The organism is Pararhizobium sp. DWP1-1-3 (assembly GCF_049896125.1).
GTDB lineage: Bacteria > Pseudomonadota > Alphaproteobacteria > Rhizobiales > Rhizobiaceae > Pararhizobium.
The window spans coordinates 896,277-917,825 of sequence record NZ_JAFCTR010000001.1 but is presented as its reverse complement, the minus strand read 5'-3'; the positions used below and the strand labels follow the sequence as shown (position 1 = coordinate 917,825).

Sequence of the window (21,549 nt, the reverse complement as noted above, 5' to 3'; positions counted from 1 at the left end):
CCGCCTCGACGACAGTCAGCCTCCGAGCCCGAATCTGCTGGATTAGTTCAAGACGATGCAATTCCTTCTGAGACATAACAATCAAACAAGACATGACGACTCCGAACACAGATGGCCTCGACCACGATGCACGTCGCTTATCTTGCTTCCCAATGCTGACGTTCGACCAGCATCCCAAGAGGCGACGACTGTCGCGTCTCTAACTAGCCTATATGTCGCATTTCTAAAATGCCGCTACAAGCCTAGATCACATAAGATAGATTATGGAACTAATGGATATGTGAATCGTACCGATCGTCCGCATTCCGGCTTGTCCTGCCTTGACCCCACCCGGTCCCAAGGCTTAAGCGATATCGGTCTCCACCGTCAGCGAAAGACCCGGTCCGATGAGCGATTTGCGCATTCTTTCAGATGCTTTCATTCCTGAATTGCCAGGACGCTACAATGGCAAGGTGCGTGAGAATTACGATCTGCCGGATGGCAACCGCATCATTATCGCCACGGACAGACTAAGCGCCTTTGACGTGATCCTGACCGCAATCCCGTTCAAAGGCCAGGTACTGACACAGACGGCTCGCTATTGGTTCGAGGAAACTGCCGATATCTGCCCGAACCACGTTGTGTCCTATCCGGACCCCAACGTCGTCATCGGCACGCGGCTCGATATCCTGCCGGTCGAGATCGTCGTGCGCGGTTATCTCGCCGGCACCACCAGCACGTCGATCCTGACCAAGTACCGCAATGGCGAGCGCGACATGTATGGCATCCGCTTGCCGGACGGCCTCAAGGACAACGAGAAACTGCCGCAGGCGATCATTACGCCGACCAGCAAGGCCTTTGACGGTGGCCATGACGAGCCGCTCTCGGCCGATGACATCCTCTCTCAAAAGCTTTTGACGGCCGAACAATGGGAAACCGTGTCGCGCTATGCGCTGGCGCTGTTTGCGCGCGGCCAGGAGCGCGCGGCCGAACGCGGCCTCATTCTCGTCGATACCAAGTATGAATTCGGCACCGACAAGGACGGCCGCATCGTTCTTGCCGACGAAATCCACACGCCGGACAGCAGCCGCTATTGGATCACGGAGAGCTATGCGCAGAGCTTTGCGTCGGGCACGCGGCCAAAGAGTTTTGACAAGGATTTCGTCCGTGCCTGGGTGACCGAACGCTGCGATCCCTACAAGGACCCGATTCCGGAAATTCCGGCCGATCTCGTCGAACAGACGTCAAAGGTCTATATCGAGGCCTATGAGACGATCACCGGCAAGCGTTTCGTCGCGGATCTTTCCGGCGCCACCGTCCTCGACCGCATCCGGTCCAATCTTCAGCCCTACTTCAGTTGAGGGATCTCAGCCGGGCTCATCGTTGACGTCGAACGCAATCTGCATGCCGTCATAGGCCGGTTCGATGCGCTCCGGCGTCTCGCGCATCACCGTCTCGTAGTCGAGCGGCGTGTGCATATGGGTCAGCACGGCGCGCTTGGGCGCAAAGCGCTCGATCCAGCCGAGCGACTGTTCCAGCGACAGGTGGCTCGGATGGAACTTGTATTGCAGCGTGTCGATCACCAGCATGTCCAGCCCGGTCAGCTTGCCGACGGTCTCTTCCGGGAAATCGCTGACATCGCTGCAATAGGCAAAATCGCCGATGCGAAAACCCATCGACATGATGCTGCCGTGGTGCTGGAGGACCGGCTGCAGCACGATCATTCCTCCGGCGCCGCTGATCGTGACTGGCGCCAGCGACGGATCAATGATCCTTGCCTCGACGATCGGCGGATAGCCGCTGCCCTCCGGCGTCTCCAGGCAATACCGGAACCCTTCGCGAATGCGCTCCATGGTCAGCGCATCGGCCCAGATCGGCATGCGTCTGCCGGTGTATTGAACATAGCCGCGCAGATCGTCGATGCCGTGAATATGGTCGGCATGCGCATGTGAATAGAAGACGGCGTCGATATTCCTGACCTTGGCGGCGATCATCTGCTCGCGAAAATCAGGCCCGGTATCGATGACGACGGTGGTCGTGCCGCCGTCATCGCCGGTCTGCTCGATCAGCAAGGCAGCGCGGCTGCGGCGGTTTTTCGGATTGGTGGGATCGCAGGCGCCCCAGTCGCCATTGATGCGCGGCACGCCCGGAGACGAGCCGCAGCCGAGAATGGTGAAGACCCGCCTCACCGCCATCTCACAGTCTCGGCATTTTAGAAAAGACCCGGAAAGCGTTGTCCGTGGTGACCGCCGCAATCTCTTCCGTCGAAACGCCGATCGTCTCGGCCAGAACCTGCGCGGTATGCGTCACATAGGCCGGTTCGTTGCGCTTGCCCCGGAATGGCTTTGGCGCCAGATACGGCGCGTCGGTCTCGACGATCATCCGGTCGTGCGGAACGGTTTTGGCGATTTCGCGCAGCTCTTCCGATTTCGGAAAGGTCAGGATCCCGGAAAACGAGATATAGCCGCCGAGGTCGACGCCGATCCTTGCCAGCTCCGGGCCGGACGAGAAGCAATGGAGAAGGAAAGGGAAGGCCCCCTTCCCTGTTTCCTCTTTCAGGATCGCGGCCATGTCGTCGTCCGCCGAGCGGCTGTGGATGACCAGCGGCAGTTGGGTTTGCCGGGCAGCAGCGATGTGGCGGCGCAGGCCGATTGCTTGTGCGTCGCGTGGCGCATTGTCGTAGAAATAATCGAGCCCGGCTTCGCCGATGGCAACGACCTTCGGATGCGCCGCCAGGCGCACCAGATCGTCCGTCTCGATATCCAGTTCTTCATCGGCATTGTGCGGATGCGTGCCGACCGAGCAGAAGACGTTGGTGTAGTTTTCGGCAATGGCGAGGATCGTGTCGAATTTTTTCACGCGCGTTGAGATGGTGATCATCTGGCCGACGCCGGCCGCGCGCGCCCGCTCGATGATCGCATCACGCTCGGTCTCGAAATCCGGAAAATCCAGATGGCAATGGGTATCGATCAGCATCGCGAGCTGTCCTCAAGCTTCCGGCGGGACATAACGCGGGAATACCGGTTTCGGGGCTTCCAGCGCCGTTCCGGCAACCAGCCGTCCGGCTTCGCCCAGCGAGGCAAAATCGCGCTTGCCGGCAGGCGCTGCCACGAGGTCAAGCAGCTTTGCCGACGATTCCGGCATGAAGGGCTGCAGCAGGATGGCGATCTGGCGCACGACATCCGCCGTAACATAGAGCACGGTCGCCATGCGCGCGGGGTCGGTCTTTTTCAGTGCCCAGGGTTCCTGGCCGGCAAAGTAGCGGTCGGCTTCGGAGACGACGGCGATGATCGAGGCCAGCGCCCGGTGGATCATCAATGCGTTCATGTCGTCGCGGGTCGAGGCATGCAGCGCATCGGCCGCAGCCAGCATCGCCTTGTCTTCGTCGGTCAATACGCCACATTCCGGGATCTGCCCGTCGCAGTTCTTGACGATCATCGACAGCGACCGGCTGGCCAGATTGCCGATGCCGTTGGCGAGATCGGAGTTGATACGGGTGGCAATCCCCTCTTCGCTATAGCTGCCGTCCTGGCCGAAGGAGACTTCGCGCAGGAAGAAATAACGGATCGGATCGAGGCCGAAATGCGCGACCAGATCGACGGGATCGACGACGTTGCCGAGCGACTTCGACATCTTCTCGCCCTTGTTGAGCAGAAAGCCGTGGGCAAACACCTTCTTTGGCAAAGGCAGACCGGCCGACATCAGGAAGGCTGGCCAGTAGACGGCATGGAAGCGGATGATGTCCTTGCCGATCATGTGAATATTGGCCGGCCAGAATTTGGCGCGCGGGCCTTCCGGATCGGTCAGGTAACCAGTCGCAGTGATGTAGTTGGTCAGCGCGTCGACCCACACATACATGACATGGCTTGGATCGTTTGGAACCGGAATGCCCCAGTCGAATGTGGTGCGCGACATCGACAGATCACGCAGGCCGGATTTGACAAAGGAAATCACCTCGTTGCGGCGCTCGGCCGGACCGATGAAGTCCGGGTTTTCCTCATAGTATTGCAGCAGCCTGTCCTGATAGGCGGACAGCTTGAAGAAATAGCTGGCTTCTTCCACCCATTCGACCGGCGATCCCTGCGGCCCGTAGCGGACGCCATCGGCGCGCACTTCCGTTTCGCCTTCCTGATAATAGGCCTCGTCGCGCACCGAGTACCAGCCGGAATAGCTGTCCTTGTAGAGGTCGCCCGCCTCGCCCATGCGGTTCCAGATATTCTTGACGGCCTCGTGGTGACGCGGTTCCGTCGTGCGGATGAAATCGTCGTTGGAGGCGTTGAGCAGAACGGCCATGTTTTGGAATTCGGCGGAGTTGCGGTCGGCCAGTTCCTGCGGGCTGATGCCTTCCTTGCGTGCCGTCTGCTGCATCTTCTGGCCATGTTCATCGGTGCCCGTCAGGAACAGGACCTCGCGCCCTTCCAGCCGCTGATAGCGCGCCACCGCATCGGTCGCGATCAATTCGTAGGCATGGCCGATATGCGGCTTGCCATTCGGATAGGAGATCGCGGTGGTGATGTAGAATGGAGACGTGTAGGTCATGATCGGGTTTCGGCCTGTGTCTGATCTTGGGTGTCTGGCTATTAGCGCATCCAACGGCGGGATGAAACAGTGCGCGCCTAGAAAAGCAGCGGCGTGCCGCCGCTCTGCACCTGCGCAAACCCTATCGATGCCGCTTCCACAAGGAAGCAGAATGAAATTTCAGGCCATCGCGTGCGATGCCGCCCTCAGGTCATCCAGAATCGACAGAACCGTTTGTTTACGATCGAGATTGTAAGCCTGCGCCACGGTAATCCGCTCGGTCACGCTGCTCGACAGACGCGCAAACCGGTCAGCCCTGCCGAGATCGCCGGAATGGGCGGCGCGGCGCGCCTCGCCCATCATATGGCCGGTCACCAGCGCCAGGAAGAAAGCGAAGATCGTTTCGCTGTCTTTTCCAGCCAGCACGTCGGCGAGCTTGTGCATGTCCTTGCGGATCGCGGGATCCTGCCCGGCAAGAATGGCCTCGAACGTCGTCATGATGTCGAGGCCGCCGTAATTGATCAGCTTCAGCGCTTCCGACACGCTGCCGCTGGCCGATCTCAGCACCTTTTCCGCATCCGCCCCTGAAAGGTCGAAGCCGAGATTGTTCATGGCGTTGCGCATCGCCTCCGGCGCAAGCGGCTTCAATTGCAGCGGCAGGCAGCGCGACCGGATGGTCGGCAACAGCTTGCCAGGCGCATGGGTCAAGACCAGGAACAGCGAGCGCTTCGGCGGCTCTTCGAGGATTTTCAGGATCGCGTTGGCGGCGTTGCGGTTGAGATCGTCGGCCGGATCGACGATGACGATCCGCCAGTTGCCGGTACCGGATGTCTGAGAAAAGAATTTTCCGGCCCGGCGCACTTCATCGACGGTGATGGCGCTCTTGACCTTGCCGGTCTTTTCATCGACCGGGCGCGTCAGGTGCAAAAGGTTGTGGGAGGCACCCGACGCGATTTGCCGGCTGACGATCGAATTTGGATCGGGATCGCCAAGTTCCGCTGGCGCCTGCGCCGGATCGGGATGCGTCAGCACATGATTGGCAAAGCGGAAGGCAAGCGTCGCCTTGCCGATGCCTTCCGGCCCTTCGATCAGGATGGCGTGATGTCCCTTCCCCGACCTATAGCTTTGCGCCAGAAAATGCTCGGCCTGCCGATGGCCGAAAAGACGCATGTTTTCGGCCGGAGAAATGGCGCCGTCGAGAACGTCGAACCTGTCGGTGCTCATTGTGCCGCTTCCGTATCCGGTCCGCTGCCCGAACCGGCCAGCATGGGTTCGACGATCAAAAGCACGGCTGCGGCGATGTCGCTGGCCGAGGCGGACGCATCGACCACATGGCAGCGCCCGGGGTCGGCGTTGCCGATATCAAGAAAGGCTTCGCGGCGCCTTTCATGGGTTTCGAGTTCTTCCTTTTCGAAACGGTCGAGCTCGACTTCCTGGCCCGTCAGAACCCCGGCAGCCCCTGCCCTTCGCCGTACGCGCTCAAGACCGAGTGCTGCCGGGAGGTCGAAAATAATCGTGCAATCCGGCGCGACCCCATTGATCGCGACGCGCTCCAGCGCCTCGATGAAGCTGGGCTCCAGATTGCCGGTAACGCCCTGGTAGACGCGAGAGGAGTCCATGAACCGGTCGCAGATCACGACGGTGCCTTTCAACAGCGCCGGCCGGATGATCTCCTCGACATGATCGCTGCGGGCCGCCGCAAACAGGATTGCTTCCATGCGCACGCCGAATTCCTGGGCGGCGCCGGACAAGAGCACGTGCCGCACGGCTTCCGCACCCAGAGAACCACCCGGCTCGCGCGTCGTCAACACAGTATGGCCGCGCTCCCGCAAGGCGTCGGCAAGCAGGCGAATCTGGGTGGATTTGCCCGCCCCCTCGCCGCCTTCGAATGTAACAAACAAGCCTGTTCCGACTGACACCGCTTATTCCCGTAGATCAATTTTCAATTGAACATCCACGAAAATGGACGTCCCTGTCTGTGTGCCGCGCCCCGGCCACCGATACCGATGGCAGGTGAAGGCGTGACACAGGGTCTGTTTAACTGATTGTGTCCGGCCGCGAAACCGCCGGTCGCGTCATTTCATCAGAGCCAGAAGAACAACAGCTCCTGCAGCGCATCGGCTGCCCGGCTGGACAGCGAACCCTGTCCGACGGCAGCACTGGTTTCGACCGGCACCTCGCGCAACAGCCGCTCGCCGCTCCAGATCTTCAGCGTCCCTGCCTGCTTGCCTGCCTCCACCGGCACGGTCAGCGGCCAGCGATAGATCACCTTGGCCGAAAGCCGCTCCGGATTGTTGACCGGCACCAGCACATCGACGGCATTGGCCGTGACAAGCGGGATATGCGATACGGCGCCGCCGTAGACACTCGCCTCTCCGAGACTGTCACCGGCTTCGAACAGCCTCTTTCTTTCAAACGCAGTCATCGACCAGTCGAGGATCTTGCGCGTCTCCTCGACGCGTTCCTTGTCGGTCGCAAGGCCGCCAAGCGCCAGAAAGACCCGTCGTCCATCCCTCTGCATCGTCGCAACCATGCCAAAGCCGTAGCCCTCGGCAAATCCGGTGGCAAACCCGTCGACGCCGATATTGGCCGCGATCAGTGGCGTGCGATTCCGTTGGAGGATCTTGTTCCATTCGAATTCGGTCTGGGAATAATATTTGAACAGGTCCGGGTGGTTGGACTGAATGTGCTGTGCAAGCAGCGCCATGTCGCGCATGGTCGTCTTGTTGTCTGGATCGGGCAGCCCGGTGGCGTTGTGAAAGACCGAGCCAGTCAGCCCAAGCTCACGGGCACGATCGGTCATGCGCTTGGCAAAGGCCTCTTCGCTGCCCGTCATACCCTCGGCCAGAATGATGCAGGCATCGTTAGCAAGTTGGACGGTGACGCCCTGGATGAGATCGACGACACGAACACGTGATTTCAGCGCCGCAAACATCGTCGATGTTCCCGACGGTGCGCCGCCGGTTCGCCAGGCATGTTCGGAGACGGGGAATTCGGTGTCGAGCGTCAGTTCATTCTTGCGGATTGCGTCGAAGACGACGTCCATGGTCATCAGCTTGGCAAGCGATGCCGGTGGAACGGCGGCATTTTCGTCCTTGGCGAACAGAACCGTGCCTGTCTCGGCATCGATCAGATAAACCTGCTTCGCCTTGGTTTCGAAAGCCTGCGCCTGCGCCTCCAACGGCGCGCAGACAATCAAGACAAGAGAAAAGAGAACCGAGACCAGTCGTATATGCATTCCAAACTCCGGTGCCTTCTCCGGCAATAGCAGCCGGCCCACCGGTGATCAATCGCGAAGGATCGCGATTACCGCGCCACGCTCTTGCGCTTCGCGTATTCGACGATCGAATCGGGCGTCAAAGGGTTCTGGTCGACGAGCACTGCATCGAAAGCCGTCTTGGAATCGCTGACCCGGGCTTCGACATAGGCAGCCGCATAGGCCATGTTGCCATTGGGCATTGGGATATATTCCGGCCGCTCGCGCGGGATCGGGCCGATCTCCGGCAGCATGACGAAAGCATCGAGCCCGGCCGATGACGCACGCGGCGTTTCAGCTTCGGCAAGTGCCGTCACCGGCACGCCCATGTCCAGGTTCGATTTGGACGGGATGGTTAGCATGCCGAGATTGCCGGCCTGCTTGCGCAGCGGCTCGTTCGACGCGACCATGACACCGGTGGCGATCTGGCCTTCTGGGAATGCGTTCGGGGTGCGATCGCCCTTCTTGACATAGGATGCCATCAAATAGGGCATGTCGTTGCCCTCAAGCGGTGCCTTGCCGATATACTGCACGCGAACCTGGGCACTGCCCTTGCGCTTCATATCGAGGAAGTCGGCCGTCTTGGACGAAACGTCGATGATGCGGCCATATTCATAAGGGCCACGATCATTGACCCGGACCACGACGGATGTGCCGTTTTCCAGGTTGGTGACGCGGGCATAGCTTGGCAACGGGAATGTCGGATGGGCAGCCGACAGGTGGTACTTGTCGTAGACCTCACCGTTCGCCGTCAGGCGGCCGTGAAAGGCTGAACCGTACCAGGACGACATGCCTGTCTTGTTGTAGCCGAAATCTTCTTTCGGCTGATACCACTTGCCTTTGACCTGATAGGCCTTGCCGACCTGGTAGCGCCCGCCCCCTTTGGGAACGGCCTTACCCTCGTCAACAACGCGCGGGCTGGCCTTCACGCCATAGATCGACTCGGCAAAATACTCCTTGCTGCGCGGCTTGCCGTTCTTGACGGTGCTTGTCGAGCCGCATGCGGTCAGCCCGACGCAAAGCATCGGAATGGCGGCAACGCGCAATCCCTTGAAGAAAAAAGCCGCAGTCAGATTGGAAGTCATGTGCCCCACATCGCCATTCGTAAAAGCCGTACACAGCACCTTCCCGCATTTGCCTCCGCGAAAGTACCGGCGTCACGAAACGTAACAGTCGATTAATCATGACAACAACGTGGCGAAAATGCGAATGGTTAACCGTGCCGGAATGAAACAATTGGGAATATGGTTTACGAATAGTTAACGCGACGCCGGTCGAATACTGCCGATACTGGCTGAAAAACGCTTGAAAGTGCGGCCAACGGTGGGGCGAACGCAGACGAATACAGTCTCCTAGCAGACATAATCGACAATGTCGTAGCGAATACCGATAATGGTGCCATCCATGTCACGAATAAATGTGGAAAAATACTGAGGCTCAGGCGGTGTGCAGACTGAACCATGCATCTGTTGGCTATCCGTCACCGCGACGGCGGCCACGCCCGGCATGTGATCGTCATGCGCCTCAAGCGCGGCACGTGCCGGTGAAGCAACCGCAGCAACGAGCCCGAAGACCAACATGCTCACCGCCTGAGTTTTCCGCAACATCGCTGTCTCCCACAACCAAAATATGATGTGAGAACCGGCCATCCGGGGTTTTGTTCCGGCATCGCAACGCCGCGCCGCTGCAGAGCCATCGGTTGCGTCAAACCACTGCCCGTTGCAGCTGGATGCCAGTCTGCTGCGGCACCCGGTTGACGTTCACAATCGGCAGGCTATAAAGCGAACCGTGACAGGTTGATGTCCGGATATTTGCACGGGGAAACCACCGCCCGCCAAAACGGTCTCACACAAATGCCCGTCATCAGGAAGAGTGTCCGAGTGGTTTAAGGAACCGGTCTTGAAAACCGGCGTGCGGGAGACCGTACCGTGGGTTCGAATCCCACCTCTTCCGCCAAAAACATCGCAAATGCGCTCGATTTAAATGGAATCCGCCGCGGGAATGCCCGCGTCACCATTGTTGAGCATGCTGTTGGCAACCGGATCTGGGAACTTCTCTTCCGGCGAATGCTGAACGCGTGAAAAAAATCGGCAACATTACAAACCCGTCACCAGTTGAGGTGACGGGTTCTAAATCGCCTCGCAAATACAATCGCTGAAAAGTCCCTCAATACGCAAAGTGGAAAACGCTTTCGCAGTCAATGCCGTTCCGGTTTCGGCCAAGGTAACAGCCTGATTAAGTTAGCTGTATCTAATTTAAAAGTCCATTCACCATTGTTTCGTCAATGTAAGGCGCCGTGATGCCGTACCAAAAGACTGGCTGCCTCAACGATCTCGGTTCAATCCTAATCCAAAGGCTGTACCCCCGACTCCTTATGTCGGAATTGTATCCCCAAACGCCGGGGACTACAAAACAGCGTTGGCCTTGAACGCCATAGGGGCATGGCCGTTGGCTATTTCGTGAAGCCATGCCCCGCCCAAGGCCATGCTGACACGTGAGAGCGCGCTCGACACGAAGTCCGGATTCTGAGGGAACATAGCTGGCAACGCCGTGCGGATTTTTTATGCCTACATAGCGATATGCGCGGTTCTGAGTGGCCTTGCTCTCTGGAGCCTGTTCCTGCTTGTCTCGCCCCCGCAACAGGCCACGCGGGAAGCAACGGGGTTTTCCAACCCGGAGACGGCAAAGAAGCCATACAAAGGAGCGCGAAGATCGTGCGCAATCGGTGGCATATGCCCCTGAGTCCGGATTGGCTGCCGGTCAAGCGCAGCATTGGTCGATCAAACTCAGAGCCGGCTTTTCTGTCGCAGATTCCGTTACGAGCCTTCCCAAGTTTTCGCATCCGATGTTAAGCGGCACCCTGCCCGTGCTCCAAAACCGCTGGCAGCACTGTGGAACGGACAGGCTGCAACACGGAGTGGATGGCCTGTTGCAGATGATCCCCGTCGATCGGTTTGTTGAGCAGATGATGGCCGCTGTCTGAAATCGTCTTCAAGACCAAAGGCGATGTGTCACCTGTCAGAATGATCGCGGGAACGGGCCGCTGCAGATAGGTTAGCAGCTCCTCGATCGCATCCAGACCGGTCGCAGCGTTTTCCAGCCTGTAGTCCGCGATGATCAGATCGATACGGGCGCCGGTTGCCGCGGTTGTCAGCAACTGGATCACATCGCCTGCCGATCTTCCGGGATAGATCGTACAGCCCAGTACCGTCAGGAGCCGCCCTATCGCATCGAGCACATCACGATCGTCATCGATTACGATGATCCCGATTGCGCCGCTGGTGGGCAATGCGGGCGTTGGGACTGACGGTGTTGGTGGAGCTGCGATGGATGGCACCGTGATCGAGAACAGCGAGCCGCGTCCTTCCACGGACACAAGCCTCAGGGGATGGCCGAGCAGATCTGCCGTGCGGCGCACGATGGCAAGTCCGAGCCCCAGGCCTTTTTCCCGATCCCGGGCAGGATTGTCCAGCTGGTGAAATTCATCGAAAATCGCTTCCTGCTGATCGAATGGTATTCCTATGCCCGTATCGAAAACCTGGACTTCGACATCTGGCCCCCGCCTCCGGCAACCGAGCAAAACCCGTCCCCGGTCGGTGTAGTGAAAGGCATTTGTCAGAAGGTTTCCCAAAACGCGCTTCAGCATCATTGGATCGGTATCGACCCAGCAGCCGGTATCGACGATGGTCCATTCGAGGCGATATTGCTCGGCCTTGCCGAGAAACTCATCGTGCAGATCGTCAAACAGGCGCGTCAGAGCCACCGGCTCCTTAGCGACGGTGACAATGCCGGCGTCCAGACGTGAGACATCGAGCAAGGCATTCAGCAGCCCGCTGAGATTGGCAGTGATCGACTTCACCCGGTGTGCCAGGTTGCGCGCGTCAGCACTTCGAACATCGCCCCGTTCGCCCAAGGCCGCCAGTGTGGAGTTGAAAAGGCTGAGTGCATGGATCGGCTGCCGCAGGTCGTGGCTCGCGGCAGCGAGGAAGCGGGATTTGGCGCGATCGGCAGCCTGCGCTTTGTCTCGTTCCGTTTTCAGCTGGGTGATCAGCGAAAGATTTTCAAAGCGCAACTCTACGGTCTCGACCATCGACCTGTACGATACGCGGCTATAGTAGAGATTGACGCCGGCAAGGCAGACCACGAACAGCAGATAGACAGTGTCACTATCGCCTCCGCCCATCATGGCACGGGCCGCCAAGGGCAAAAGCATGGCGGCAAGCGAACCGATATAGGCGATCGGAAAAGCCGAGAGCGAGGGGATGGCGCCGCAGACCAGCCCCGTCAGAACGATGGTCGTGAACGCTTGCAGTTGCGGTTGCGTTGACAGAAATCCGAACCATCCCAGCAGACCCCAGAGTGAACTCGAAACCCATGAGAGGATGGCAAAACCCCAAGCCCATGACCTCGAGTTTGCGACGGGCTGATCGGCCCCGCGCCTTGCGCGTTTGAAATATCGCTGCGAGACCAGCACGCGCGCAATGGTCAGGCCATAAATTGCCGCCATCCACCATAAAAGGACGCTGTCCGCGACGAAGTTCCACAACATGTATGCAACGGGAAGAGGAATGACGAAATTGGAAAACAGCACCGCGTAGGATTGGCGGTACAGGAGATCGACAAGATGGGGTTGCAATCGTTGCTCGGGGAGCATCGTAATCCTATTCTGATTCCCGGTCCCGTCAGACGGCGGCATTCCGGAACTCACTGTAAAAACGGGTAGGCGATATGCGTGGGCTGTCCAGGGTTGTTCTTGCCGATGATCATGCGATTGTGCGTGAAGGCCTTAAAATGCTTCTGTCGACGATCGAAGGGATCGCGGTCGTCGGCGAAGCGGCAGACGGAGACACCGTCGAGCGATTGCTCAAGGAAATCAAGACAGATCTTCTGATCCTCGACCTTGGGATGCCCGGCGTGGGCGGTTTCCAGTTTATCAGGACCATCCGAACCCGATGGCCCGGGCTGAAGATATTGATCATGACAGCCAATCTCGAACCTCGCTCCGTTCGCGCCGCCTTGGATGCGGGTGCTGACGGATACCTGACGAAAAGCGGGGATGCGAGCGAGTTGATGGCCGCGATCGAGGCCATGCGGCACGATGAACCCTATGTCGCCGAAGAGGTTCGTTTTGCTGTAGACCAAAAGAACAGGCCGGCCGTACCGGCCGGGCAAGGGACCGCTATCGCATTTCCCGCCGAACTGACCCGGCGTGAACAGCAGATGCTGGCGCTCATCCCGCATGGCGTAACCACACGCGACATCGCCGAACGTCTCGGCATCAGCCCACTCACAGCCCGCAAACATCGTGAAAACCTGATGCGAAAACTGGACCTGCACAGCGGCGCAGAACTGACGGCGTATGCTATTCGCCTAGGGTTGTCGGCAGGTTAGAAGGTCGCAGCCATGCCGTCCAGGTCCAGGTCCGGTGCCAGTTCGATCAGGCGCCCTTATGCGCCAGGGCGATGCCCAAGCCGATTAAAATCGATCCGCACGCTTTTGGAACGAGCCAGCTTGAACCACCTGTGCCGACCCGTCCAAGGGCAAAGGATGCAATGCCGACGGCGACCAGGTCAGCGATGGACAAGGCCAGATTGACGATCAGACCAAGGATGAGAAACTGCATCCACACAGGTGTGCCGGGTGCCGGGTCGATGAATTGCGGCAGGAAGGTCAGAAAAAACAGCGCGGTCTTGGGATTGAGGACCTCGACGACGATGCTGTCACGCAGAACGCCGGGCGCTGCGTTGGCAATTTTTTCGCCGTCCCTCCGGCCGCCAAGAAACATGGTGACACCCAACCACACGAGATAGGCAGCGCCGGCGAATTTGATGACATTGTAAACGGCGGGCGCCTGGTCGAGGATCGCCGCCAAACCCAATGCTGTCGCGACAATATGAACGTAGCAGCCCAGATGAATACCGAAGGCCGCCATCAATCCGGCCCGCGGCCCGTGCGCCAGTGTCTGTGCCGTCATGTAGAGAATGGCAGGGCCTGGCATGCAAGCGAAAATCAGAGTCGCAAAGGCGAACGGCATCAACTGTTCCAGTGGCAACATAGCGGCTCCTCCAACCGGTAGCGCCGCCATTAAGCGGCGTTGATGAAGCCATCCCGGTCAAGCCGCGATTCTGTCATCGACGCCGGGAGAAATGCACGCAGGAGGGGTGCAAGAGACATACGGCAGGTGCCGTATTTCGGCATGAACAGGCAGTCGAACTGCCACCAGCGTTAACGGCGGGTTACCGCCATTGCTGGTGATCATTGGGGGCCGCAGCATCAAAATGCGTCATGCGCATCTCACGGCCGATGCATGCCGTGCGGATGGATGATGAGCAGTGATCGTTCGGTGCATATTATGGCGAGATTGTTTCCCCGGCTGCCAAATTATGTTATCGTCACTCCTACGCATTGAGTACGCATTCAGCAGTGGAGCGCCCGTGACCAGCGTGTTGCAGCGTCTGTTCCCCACTTGAACGTATGTGCTGCAAGCCGGCGAAGGAGAATGCAATGCATTACAGCGTGCAGTTTTTCACTTGGACCCCGAAGCAGGGCGTCCATCAGGTCGGATCCACCATCGAGATCGATGCGGTCAACCCGAAGCTTGCGGCCGTGTCACTGCTCGGACTTCGGCTGGACGAAACAGGTGCAGCCAAAAAACTGGCGGTACGCGTCTGGACGAAACCGGATGACAGCAAGGCCGATTGCGCCTGCTTCTATTATCATTGATCAGCCCCGGTCCGTGATATCCCGACCGCAACGGTGGACGCGGAACGCCCATCCATTGTTGCCGACTGCTTGTCTCTTCCTGATTAAGAGTGCCGGATTAAAATAACCGTCCAGAGGTTCTGCCTGAAAAAATCGCGTGGATGGATTTGCTCGCGCCGTAATCGACCTTGGTCGAAACGGCAACGCCGTTGCTCGTTTCCGCCGGAGACTGACATCTGTGGGAAATTTGGAGGCCTCGCCCGGAATTGAACCGGGGTGCAAGGATTTGCAGTCCTCTGCGTCACCACTCCGCCACGAGGCCTCACGAGTTCAAATAGTCGAACTGTGGCGGCGGTTTAGAATGATCCTAGACAAATCGCAAGAGGATATTTCTCAAAAACGCTCTTGGCCAGTTCCGAAATGATATTTCCGATCTGTCGTCACAACCCTGAGGCGACGCTTAAGTTGGCATCCGACAAACCGGAACGAGATCACAGCAGCCGATGAAAATTCGCAACGGCCCCTGCCCTGATCGATTGGTGCATTATCGAAGGGAATGGAAGGCGGGTTTCGAAAGTCGCCCCATAGTCAGGCGCCATCTCCGCCGGGTTGAATGATGGAGCGGCCCCGCCGCTGGTTGACTTGGCTGACACCAAGTCCTGCCAAGTACCAAGTTTGAAAGCAGCGCTGAGAAGACGTGATCTCAGATCCAACACATCGCTAACGCCTTGCCGCTCCGAGCTGTAAGCGCTGCGGCCGTTTCCATCGTCATGCGATTTTTTGCGTTGTCGTGCGCACCGCTCGGTTATCACCTGATCCCCAGCCTTCATGCGGGCAGAAGACGTAGTCCGTTCAATGGTAGCGGCGGATCAGTCCGACAAGTTTCCCCTGTATCTTGACCCGGTCAGGCCCGAAGATGCGCGTTTCGTAGGCAGGGTTGGCGGCCTCCAGTGCGATCGAGGCCCCTTTCCGTCGAAAACGCTTCAGCGTCGCTTCCTCGTCATCAACCAGGGCGACGACGATTTCGCCTGGGCTGGCGCTGTTCGTGTTGCGGATGATGACCGTGTCGCCATCCAGAATACCTGCCTCGATCATCGAATCGCCGCGTACTTCAAGTGCATAATGCTCGCCGGCGCCGACCATCTCGAGGGGCACGGAAATATCATGGGTGTTGTTCTGGATCGCCGAGATCGGCACACCGGCGGCAATCCTGCCCATCACCGGTATCGAGACCGTATCGCTGTTTGCGGCGGCTTTGGCGGGAGCAGCAGGGGCTGGTTGCACGCCAAGACTGCCTTGAATGATGCTCGGTGAAAAGCCCCGCTTGGGCTGGAGGCTCATCGAATAGGCCTCCGGCAACTTGATCACCTCCAGTGCACGCGCACGGTTGGGAAGGCGGCGGATAAACCCCCTCTCCTCAAGCGCTGTGATTAGCCGGTGAATGCCGGATTTTGAGGCCAAATCCAGCGCATCCTTCATTTCATCGAACGATGGAGGCACACCCGACTCTTTCATTCTTTCGTGAATGAACAGAAGCAGTTCCTGTTGCTTGCGGGTCAGCATGAACGATCACTCCAGAATCGAGAAACAAATCAAGAACGAACATTATCTGTTCCATATGTGTTCCGCAAGTACTTAAAATTCATCGAATGTTTTCAAGGGGCACATGGCGACACAAACGATCGAATCGGGTCCGTCATCCGACTGTTTTGACCGGAGGATTCCCGCTTGCCCAGAAGTAGGCCCAATTGCGAAGCCTTTGCACAACCTGGAGCCGTTCGTTTGTAAGGACCGGTGAGTCTAAAAAATCCTGTTGCGATGTAATGGCACGGCATGTCGATGAGCGTGGCAATGTCGTTTTCGCCGGAAAAGACAAACCGAACCGCACAGCTAAATTCCAAAAGGCATGTCGGGATTTCTTGGGCGGCCGGTGTTGCTGGCTTTGACTGAATCGACTGGTGCGGGAATGTTTAGCGAGAGCACAGAGGATGATGCCGCGACCCCAAGTCCAGGAGAATGCGCCGGCAGCCGGTGTGACGACGCGGCCCAATCAAGGAACGATCGACACCCCCTCGCATGATGTCCTGAAACAGCAGCTGTTACGGTGTTCTAATTGGACGCTTGCCATTTTCGCGCCCACCACACCGATAGCCTGCGCCGCCGGCGCCTGACGAAGGCGAGATCATGAGATAGGACTAGGAACCCCAGCGGCACCATCCAGAATCCGAGGACCGGCAGAAACCCGAGGATGCCGCCAAAAATCAACGTGCCGCCGATGGTGATGCGCAATAGACGCGATTGCGGCAGCCGCATCCGCCATGAACCAATAACCAGTTCATGCGTTCGCGCGTCGATGCCGAATTTTTTCGTTTTTTGCGGTTCTGCCATATATTCCACCTATCAAGCGTAAAGCGCGTGCCCGTTATGCTACAGTCCCGCAATGCCAAGGGTTTGGCTCGCAGGCAGCCGGAATGCGCTGCCTCCCACAGATGGGAAGTTCTCCACAGTCTGACAAGATTGTGCGTTTTTTTTTGAAAAACCGCTTGGCAAATCGGAAAAGCATTTGTATTAGCAGCCTCACTTCTGCAGGACATACCGCCGCAGATGATCCCTGGTAGCTCAGCGGTAGAGCATTCGACTGTTAATCGACAGGTCGCCGGTTCGAATCCGGCCCGGGGAGCCAGTTTTCAAAGGCCTTGCTGAAAAAGCAAGGCCTTTTTGATTTGAGGCGAATGGGTCGGCCGGTAACCGGCGTGGCATGGTAGTTTGCGGTATCATCGGTCATCGCCACCAGCGGGGCACCTAGCCCTTCGATCATCAACAGCAATGCAAAGTTCGTGGCGCTGTGTCGAATCTCAGCTTCACGAATGCACCGGTTTGGCAGAGTCCCCGCGCCCTTCGACCTTTGTCAGCAAAAAGAAACCGCGCAAAAACCCGGCTTTCTGTTCAGTGACGGTGAAATTGCGGTTGCCAATATCTATGTGGTGCGGGGGCGCAATTCGCCTTCGCTAAACAGGCTGTGGGGATGATACGTGACTGACTTTCGATCCGGTACGGCCCGGTTGCCAGGATTTTCTCTGGGAAGCCAGTGGACACCGTGTCGTTTGCCATGGTGATGCCTGCATGCCGAACTTCATGATCGATCCGGAAACGCTTCGCTGCACCGGAATGATCGATCTCGGACGGTTGGGCGCGGCGGATCGCTACGTCGACTTTGCATTGCTTGTCGGCAACACCCGCGAGACATGGCGCACCGCTGAAGAAGTGCGGACTGCGCAAACTCGTCTGTTCGACATACACGCGATCGCGACTGCCGACCGGGCAAGGCTCGATTTCTATCTGCGTCTCGACCCGCTGACCTGGGGATAATGATCATTCGGCACTGAATCCCGGCACAACATGTGCACGAGACTTTCTACTGACGGTAGTGTAGAGGAATTCAATCCAGTAGACCCACGACAGGAGCAGACAATGCCGTCGATCGAGTTGCTTATCGCCTTCATCGCCACCACGGCGGTCTTTGCCTATATTCCCGGTCCGGCCATGCTCTATGCGGCGGCCCAGACGATTGCGCGTGGCCGCTGGTCCGGGCTGATGGCCACGCTTGGTATTCACCTCGGTGGCTACTTCCATGTCATTGCCGCAGCCGCAGGTCTGTCGATCCTGTTTCATGCCGTGCCGACGCTGTACATGATCGTCAAATTTGCCGGTGCGGCCTATCTGATCTGGCTTGGCATTTCTCTTTTCCGTTCCAAGATTGAGGGCGACACCACCCTGCCCGGCACCGCGCCGAAATCGGGGCGCCGCGCATTCTTCGAGAGCGTTACCGTAGAGGTCCTCAATCCCAAGACGGCGATTTTCTTCGTGGCCTTCCTGCCGCAATTCGTCGATGCGTCGGCCGCCTTCCCGGTCTGGCTGCAGCTGGCGATCCTTGGAACGATCGTCAACCTGATGTTTTCGTCGGCGGATATCGTCTGCGTGTTTCTGGCCGGTGCGGTGATGACCAAGCTGCGCCGTTCGAGCTCCGCGCAACGCCTGATGCAGCGCGCCGGTGGTACCATGCTGGTCGGTCTCGGGGCGCATCTGGCTTTCCAGAAAAGCTGAATCCTTCCGGCCTCCGATGGCTGCGGCTGCCGCTTCATATAAAGAAGCGGCAGTTCCAATTTCGCTGGCGGTATTCGCCCGCAAAACGATGAAATAAAAAGCTTTCTCCGCGAAACCTTTGATCCGTTGCACCCGTATCTGCGTAGACTACGACGTTGGATACGTTGCGCGGATAAAAATGAACAACAATGACCTTTCCCACGAAAACCCTATCATCGTCTGGTTTCGCAAGGACCTGCGGCTGGACGACAATCATGCGCTTCATGCCGCAGCCCAAACCGGCCGCAGTATCATTCCCGTCTACATCCGCGAGCCTTCTCGGCACGGCACCGGGCCACTGGGCGCCGCACAGTCCTGGTGGCTGCATCATTCGCTGAAAGGCTTGGAGAAGGCGCTTAGTGACCTCGGAAGCCGGCTTGCCCTTCGCAGCGGCGAGCCGGGTAGCGTGTTGGCAAAGCTGATTACTGAGACCGGCGCGTCAACCGTCCATTGGAATCGCCGCTATGACCCAAACGGCATCGCTGTCGATGGACCACTGAAAGACACGTTGGCCTCCACGGGAGTAACCGTAAAGAGTTTTGCCGGACAGCTTCTCCACGAGCCCACCCGGTTGAAGACGGGCTCCGGTACGCCCTACCGCGTCTATACGCCGTTCTGGCGCGCGCTCGAGGCATCCGGCGAGCCTGATCAGCCGCTCGAACGGCCAGATGTGCTGGTTGCTTCAGTCAAATGGCCTGACAGCGAGGATCTGGCCTCATGGGCGCTTTTGCCGACGGCTCCGGATTGGGCACAGACGTTTTCCGAAATCTGGACACCGGGCGAAACCGCTGCACTCGAACGGCTGGAGGCATTCGTCGAGGACGATCTTTCCGGATACAAGACCAGGCGCGATCTGCCGGGAACCGATGGCACGTCAAGGCTTTCGCCGCATCTGGCCATGGGGGAAATCTCCCCTGCCCGCATCTGGCACGCCACCCGCAATCTGCGGGATATTCCCGCCGATGACTTGGTCACCTTTCGCAAGGAACTGGTCTGGCGCGATTTTTCCTACCACCTGCTCTTCCACAATCCGGATTTGCCGAAAGAAAATCTCAACCGGAAATATGACGCCTTCGCCTGGAGCGGAACCGACGACGATTTCAAGCGCTGGACGAAGGGCCAAACCGGCTATCCGATCGTCGATGCCGGCATGCGCCAGCTTTGGCGGCACGGTACGATGCACAACCGCGTCCGCATGATCGCGGCATCCTTCCTGATCAAGGACCTGCTGATCGACTGGCGCCGGGGCGAGGCCTGGTTCCGGGATACGCTGGTGGATGCCGATCCCGCCTCCAACGCGGCAAGCTGGCAGTGGGTGGCCGGCAGCGGCGCCGATGCGTCGCCTTTCTTCCGGATCTTCAATCCTGTCTTGCAGGGGGAAAAGTTCGATCCCGACGGCATCTACGTCAAAACCTTCGTGCCGGAACTCGCGGACCTGCCCGCAAAATTCGTGCACCGGCCCTTCGAGGCGTCTCGAAGCGTCCTCGATGCCGCCGGTCTAAGACTGGGGGATACATACCCGGAACCGATCGTCGACCATACGAAGGCACGCGACCGCGCACTCGCCGCCTATAACAAGATCAAGGACGCAGCATGAACGCCCTCTTTTCGCAAGGCCAACATCATATTTCTGGCCGCCGCCTGTCGATCGCGGTTATAGGCTCCGGCGTTTCGGGCAGCTCTGCCGCATGGGCGCTCAATCCCGTCCACGATGTCATTCTCTATGAACAAGATACTCGCCCCGGCGGTCACACGGCCACGGTCGATATCGACTACGATGGCACGCCGCTCTCCGTCGATACCGGTTTTATCGTCTATAACGAGGCCAATTATCCAAATCTTAAAGCGCTATTTTCAGAGCTGGACGTCACGACGCATAAGAGCGACATGAGCTTTTCGGTGTCGCTCGATCAGGGACGGCTGGAATGGAGCGGCGACAATCTGGCCACCGTCTTTGCCCAGAAGCGCAATCTCGTCCGCCCCTCTTTCCTGATGATGTTGCGCGAAATCCTCCGGTTCAACCGCATCTGCCTTGAAGATCGAAGCGCAGGTCTGCTCAAGGCCATGTCGATCGGCGATTATCTCAACTGGCGTGGCTTTTCACCCGGCTTCACCAACAACTACCTGGCGCCGATGGCAGCCGCGATCTGGTCTTCGCCGACAGCCAAGATGCTGGATTTTCCGGCTGAGAATTTCATTCAGTTCTTCGACAATCACCGGCTCATCTATTCCAAGCCGCACCCGTGGCGCACGGTCACCGGTGGCAGCCGCAATTATCTGCGCAAGCTTTTGCGGCCGCTCGGCGACCGCGTCCGTCTTGGCTGCGGGGTGACATCGATCCGGCGTCAGGACGGCAGGGTCTCCATTACTGATACGCATGGCGCTACTAAAACCTTCGACAAGGTGATCATTGCCGCCCATAGCAACCAGGCGCTAGCCATGCTTTCTGATCCCACACCCGCGGAAAGCGCGGTGCTGTCGGCCGTTCCCTATCATTCCAACCGGGTCATCCTGCACCGGGACACGGGATTGATGCCGAAACGGAAAAAAGTCTGGGCGTCCTGGAACTACCTGCGCTCGATCAAACCTTGCGGCTCGCAGGGCGTCGCCGTCAGCTACTGGATGAACCGCCTTCAGGGCATCGCGCCTCAGCACCCACTGTTTGTGACGCTGAACCCGGAACGCGAACCGGCACCGGGGATGGTATTTGCCGAATTCTCCTATGATCATCCGCAATTCGACGCAGGCTCGATGGCTGCCCAGCGCGCGCTGCAGGCAATCCAGGGCGACAACGGCACGTTCTTTGCCGGTGCCTGGACCGGGTACGGCTTTCATGAGGATGGCCTGGCCTCGGGGCTTGCGGCTGCAGAGGCGCTTGGCGGTATCATCCCCTGGCGCCAGCAGCTATCGTCCGTGTTCAAGGAGGCGGCAGAATAGATGCGCGCATCATC

The 21,549-nt window shown here is 58.6% G+C and carries 19 protein-coding genes, 3 tRNA genes and 1 pseudogene; 10 read left to right on the top strand and 13 right to left on the bottom strand.

The window, feature by feature from the left end:
• Positions 1-395: 395 nt before the first annotated feature.
• Positions 396-1,340, top strand: coding sequence for a phosphoribosylaminoimidazolesuccinocarboxamide synthase (locus tag ACP7BS_RS04520; RefSeq protein ID WP_426236490.1), 945 nt, complete (start codon positions 396-398; stop codon positions 1,338-1,340).
• A gap of 6 nt (positions 1,341-1,346) precedes the next feature.
• Here ACP7BS_RS04520 and ACP7BS_RS04515 read toward each other — a convergent pair whose 3' ends face one another.
• From ACP7BS_RS04515 to ACP7BS_RS04480, 8 genes are all read right to left on the bottom strand, one after another.
• On the bottom strand, positions 1,347-2,174 hold the full coding sequence (locus tag ACP7BS_RS04515; protein WP_426236413.1) for an MBL fold metallo-hydrolase: 828 nt from the start codon (positions 2,172-2,174) through the stop codon (positions 1,347-1,349).
• Between the two features lies 1 nt (position 2,175).
• Complete coding sequence (locus ACP7BS_RS04510) at positions 2,176-2,955, bottom strand: TatD family hydrolase (RefSeq protein WP_426236411.1); 780 nt, start codon at positions 2,953-2,955, stop codon at positions 2,176-2,178.
• Between the two features lie 12 nt (positions 2,956-2,967).
• On the bottom strand, positions 2,968-4,518 hold the full coding sequence (metG, locus tag ACP7BS_RS04505) for a methionine--tRNA ligase (protein ID WP_426236409.1): 1,551 nt from the start codon (positions 4,516-4,518) through the stop codon (positions 2,968-2,970).
• Positions 4,519-4,677: 159 nt separating this feature from the next.
• Positions 4,678-5,721, bottom strand: coding sequence for a DNA polymerase III subunit delta' (locus ACP7BS_RS04500; RefSeq protein WP_426236407.1), 1,044 nt, complete (start codon positions 5,719-5,721; stop codon positions 4,678-4,680).
• On the bottom strand, positions 5,718-6,416 hold the full coding sequence (gene tmk / locus ACP7BS_RS04495) for a dTMP kinase (RefSeq protein ID WP_426236405.1): 699 nt from the start codon (positions 6,414-6,416) through the stop codon (positions 5,718-5,720). Before tmk ends, ACP7BS_RS04500 begins: the two co-directional genes overlap by 4 nt.
• A 164-nt stretch (positions 6,417-6,580) precedes the next feature.
• Positions 6,581-7,735 (bottom strand): D-alanyl-D-alanine carboxypeptidase family protein, encoded by a 1,155-nt coding sequence (locus ACP7BS_RS04490; RefSeq protein WP_426236403.1) that lies wholly within the window; start codon positions 7,733-7,735, stop codon positions 6,581-6,583.
• 68 nt (positions 7,736-7,803) lie between these two features.
• Positions 7,804-8,838, bottom strand: a complete 1,035-nt coding sequence (locus tag ACP7BS_RS04485) for a septal ring lytic transglycosylase RlpA family protein (protein WP_426236401.1) — start codon at positions 8,836-8,838, stop codon at positions 7,804-7,806.
• 267 nt (positions 8,839-9,105) lie between these two features.
• Complete coding sequence (locus tag ACP7BS_RS04480; protein ID WP_426236399.1) at positions 9,106-9,360, bottom strand: hypothetical protein; 255 nt, start codon at positions 9,358-9,360, stop codon at positions 9,106-9,108.
• Between the two features lie 259 nt (positions 9,361-9,619).
• Between ACP7BS_RS04480 and ACP7BS_RS04475 the strand changes: the two genes are divergently transcribed.
• Together ACP7BS_RS04475 and ACP7BS_RS04470 are read left to right on the top strand one after the other, a co-directional pair.
• Positions 9,620-9,709: transfer RNA gene (locus ACP7BS_RS04475), tRNA-Ser, on the top strand.
• Complete coding sequence (locus ACP7BS_RS04470; RefSeq protein WP_426236397.1) at positions 9,682-9,834, top strand: hypothetical protein; 153 nt, start codon at positions 9,682-9,684, stop codon at positions 9,832-9,834. The genes ACP7BS_RS04475 and ACP7BS_RS04470 overlap by 28 nt, the downstream gene beginning before the upstream one ends.
• A 767-nt stretch (positions 9,835-10,601) precedes the next feature.
• Here ACP7BS_RS04470 and ACP7BS_RS04465 read toward each other — a convergent pair.
• Complete coding sequence (locus ACP7BS_RS04465; protein ID WP_426236395.1) at positions 10,602-12,389, bottom strand: hybrid sensor histidine kinase/response regulator; 1,788 nt, start codon at positions 12,387-12,389, stop codon at positions 10,602-10,604.
• A gap of 92 nt (positions 12,390-12,481) precedes the next feature.
• Here ACP7BS_RS04465 and ACP7BS_RS04460 point away from each other — a divergent pair, with 92 nt between their 5' ends.
• Complete coding sequence (locus ACP7BS_RS04460; RefSeq protein WP_426236394.1) at positions 12,482-13,144, top strand: response regulator; 663 nt, start codon at positions 12,482-12,484, stop codon at positions 13,142-13,144.
• Positions 13,145-13,190: 46 nt separating this feature from the next.
• Here ACP7BS_RS04460 and ACP7BS_RS04455 read toward each other — a convergent pair whose 3' ends face one another.
• Entirely contained in the window at positions 13,191-13,808 is a 618-nt protein-coding gene (locus ACP7BS_RS04455; protein WP_426236392.1) for a LysE family translocator, read from the bottom strand.
• A gap of 449 nt (positions 13,809-14,257) precedes the next feature.
• Here ACP7BS_RS04455 and ACP7BS_RS04450 point away from each other — a divergent pair, with 449 nt between their 5' ends.
• Complete coding sequence (locus ACP7BS_RS04450) at positions 14,258-14,476, top strand: hypothetical protein (protein ID WP_113243694.1); 219 nt, start codon at positions 14,258-14,260, stop codon at positions 14,474-14,476.
• A 227-nt stretch (positions 14,477-14,703) separates the two neighbouring features.
• Here ACP7BS_RS04450 and ACP7BS_RS04445 read toward each other — a convergent pair.
• From ACP7BS_RS04445 to ACP7BS_RS04435, 3 genes are all read right to left on the bottom strand, one after another.
• A tRNA-Cys gene (locus ACP7BS_RS04445) sits at positions 14,704-14,777 on the bottom strand.
• Between the two features lie 530 nt (positions 14,778-15,307).
• The gene (gene lexA, locus ACP7BS_RS04440) at positions 15,308-16,018 is read right to left on the bottom strand and encodes a transcriptional repressor LexA (RefSeq protein ID WP_426228439.1); all 711 of its coding nucleotides are present in this window, start codon (positions 16,016-16,018) and stop codon (positions 15,308-15,310) included.
• Positions 16,019-16,564: 546 nt separating this feature from the next.
• The gene (locus ACP7BS_RS04435) at positions 16,565-16,843 is read right to left on the bottom strand and encodes a hypothetical protein (protein WP_426228437.1); all 279 of its coding nucleotides are present in this window, start codon (positions 16,841-16,843) and stop codon (positions 16,565-16,567) included.
• A 220-nt stretch (positions 16,844-17,063) separates the two neighbouring features.
• On the opposite strand from ACP7BS_RS04435, the gene ACP7BS_RS04430 reads away from it, so the two are divergent.
• The 5 genes and pseudogenes from ACP7BS_RS04430 (at position 17,064) to ACP7BS_RS04410 (ending at position 21,535) form a co-directional block, all read left to right on the top strand.
• A tRNA-Asn gene (locus ACP7BS_RS04430) sits at positions 17,064-17,138 on the top strand.
• Between the two features lie 416 nt (positions 17,139-17,554).
• Positions 17,555-17,824 (top strand): annotated as a pseudogene (locus tag ACP7BS_RS04425) (phosphotransferase); the annotation flags it as partial.
• A gap of 102 nt (positions 17,825-17,926) precedes the next feature.
• On the top strand, positions 17,927-18,559 hold the full coding sequence (locus tag ACP7BS_RS04420) for a LysE family translocator (RefSeq protein WP_426236390.1): 633 nt from the start codon (positions 17,927-17,929) through the stop codon (positions 18,557-18,559).
• Positions 18,560-18,737: 178 nt separating this feature from the next.
• A complete protein-coding gene (locus ACP7BS_RS04415; protein ID WP_426236388.1) occupies positions 18,738-20,195 on the top strand; it encodes a cryptochrome/photolyase family protein in 1,458 nt (485 codons plus the stop codon).
• On the top strand, positions 20,192-21,535 hold the full coding sequence (locus ACP7BS_RS04410; RefSeq protein ID WP_426236387.1) for an NAD(P)/FAD-dependent oxidoreductase: 1,344 nt from the start codon (positions 20,192-20,194) through the stop codon (positions 21,533-21,535). The genes ACP7BS_RS04415 and ACP7BS_RS04410 overlap by 4 nt, the downstream gene beginning before the upstream one ends.
• Positions 21,536-21,549 lie beyond the last annotated feature (14 nt).

Excerpts from the sequence above, each read along its gene's own strand:
- ACP7BS_RS04490 (WP_426236403.1), bottom strand. The coding sequence starts at position 7,735 with ATGCATATACGACTGGTCTCGGTTCTCTTTTCTCTTGTCTTGATTGTC.
- ACP7BS_RS04450 (WP_113243694.1), top strand. The coding sequence starts at position 14,258 with ATGCATTACAGCGTGCAGTTTTTCACTTGGACCCCGAAGCAGGGCGTC.
- ACP7BS_RS04510 (WP_426236411.1), bottom strand. The coding sequence starts at position 2,955 with ATGCTGATCGATACCCATTGCCATCTGGATTTTCCGGATTTCGAGACC.
- ACP7BS_RS04460 (WP_426236394.1), top strand. The coding sequence starts at position 12,482 with ATGCGTGGGCTGTCCAGGGTTGTTCTTGCCGATGATCATGCGATTGTG.
- ACP7BS_RS04455 (WP_426236392.1), bottom strand. The coding sequence starts at position 13,808 with ATGTTGCCACTGGAACAGTTGATGCCGTTCGCCTTTGCGACTCTGATT.
- ACP7BS_RS04410 (WP_426236387.1), top strand. The coding sequence starts at position 20,192 with ATGAACGCCCTCTTTTCGCAAGGCCAACATCATATTTCTGGCCGCCGC.
- ACP7BS_RS04415 (WP_426236388.1), top strand. The coding sequence starts at position 18,738 with ATGAACAACAATGACCTTTCCCACGAAAACCCTATCATCGTCTGGTTT.
- ACP7BS_RS04420 (WP_426236390.1), top strand. The coding sequence starts at position 17,927 with ATGCCGTCGATCGAGTTGCTTATCGCCTTCATCGCCACCACGGCGGTC.
- lexA (WP_426228439.1), bottom strand. The coding sequence starts at position 16,018 with ATGCTGACCCGCAAGCAACAGGAACTGCTTCTGTTCATTCACGAAAGA.
- ACP7BS_RS04435 (WP_426228437.1), bottom strand. The coding sequence starts at position 16,843 with ATGGCAGAACCGCAAAAAACGAAAAAATTCGGCATCGACGCGCGAACG.
- ACP7BS_RS04485 (WP_426236401.1), bottom strand. The coding sequence starts at position 8,838 with ATGACTTCCAATCTGACTGCGGCTTTTTTCTTCAAGGGATTGCGCGTT.
- metG (WP_426236409.1), bottom strand. The coding sequence starts at position 4,518 with ATGACCTACACGTCTCCATTCTACATCACCACCGCGATCTCCTATCCG.
- ACP7BS_RS04515 (WP_426236413.1), bottom strand. The coding sequence starts at position 2,174 with ATGGCGGTGAGGCGGGTCTTCACCATTCTCGGCTGCGGCTCGTCTCCG.
- ACP7BS_RS04500 (WP_426236407.1), bottom strand. The coding sequence starts at position 5,721 with ATGAGCACCGACAGGTTCGACGTTCTCGACGGCGCCATTTCTCCGGCC.
- ACP7BS_RS04480 (WP_426236399.1), bottom strand. The coding sequence starts at position 9,360 with ATGTTGCGGAAAACTCAGGCGGTGAGCATGTTGGTCTTCGGGCTCGTT.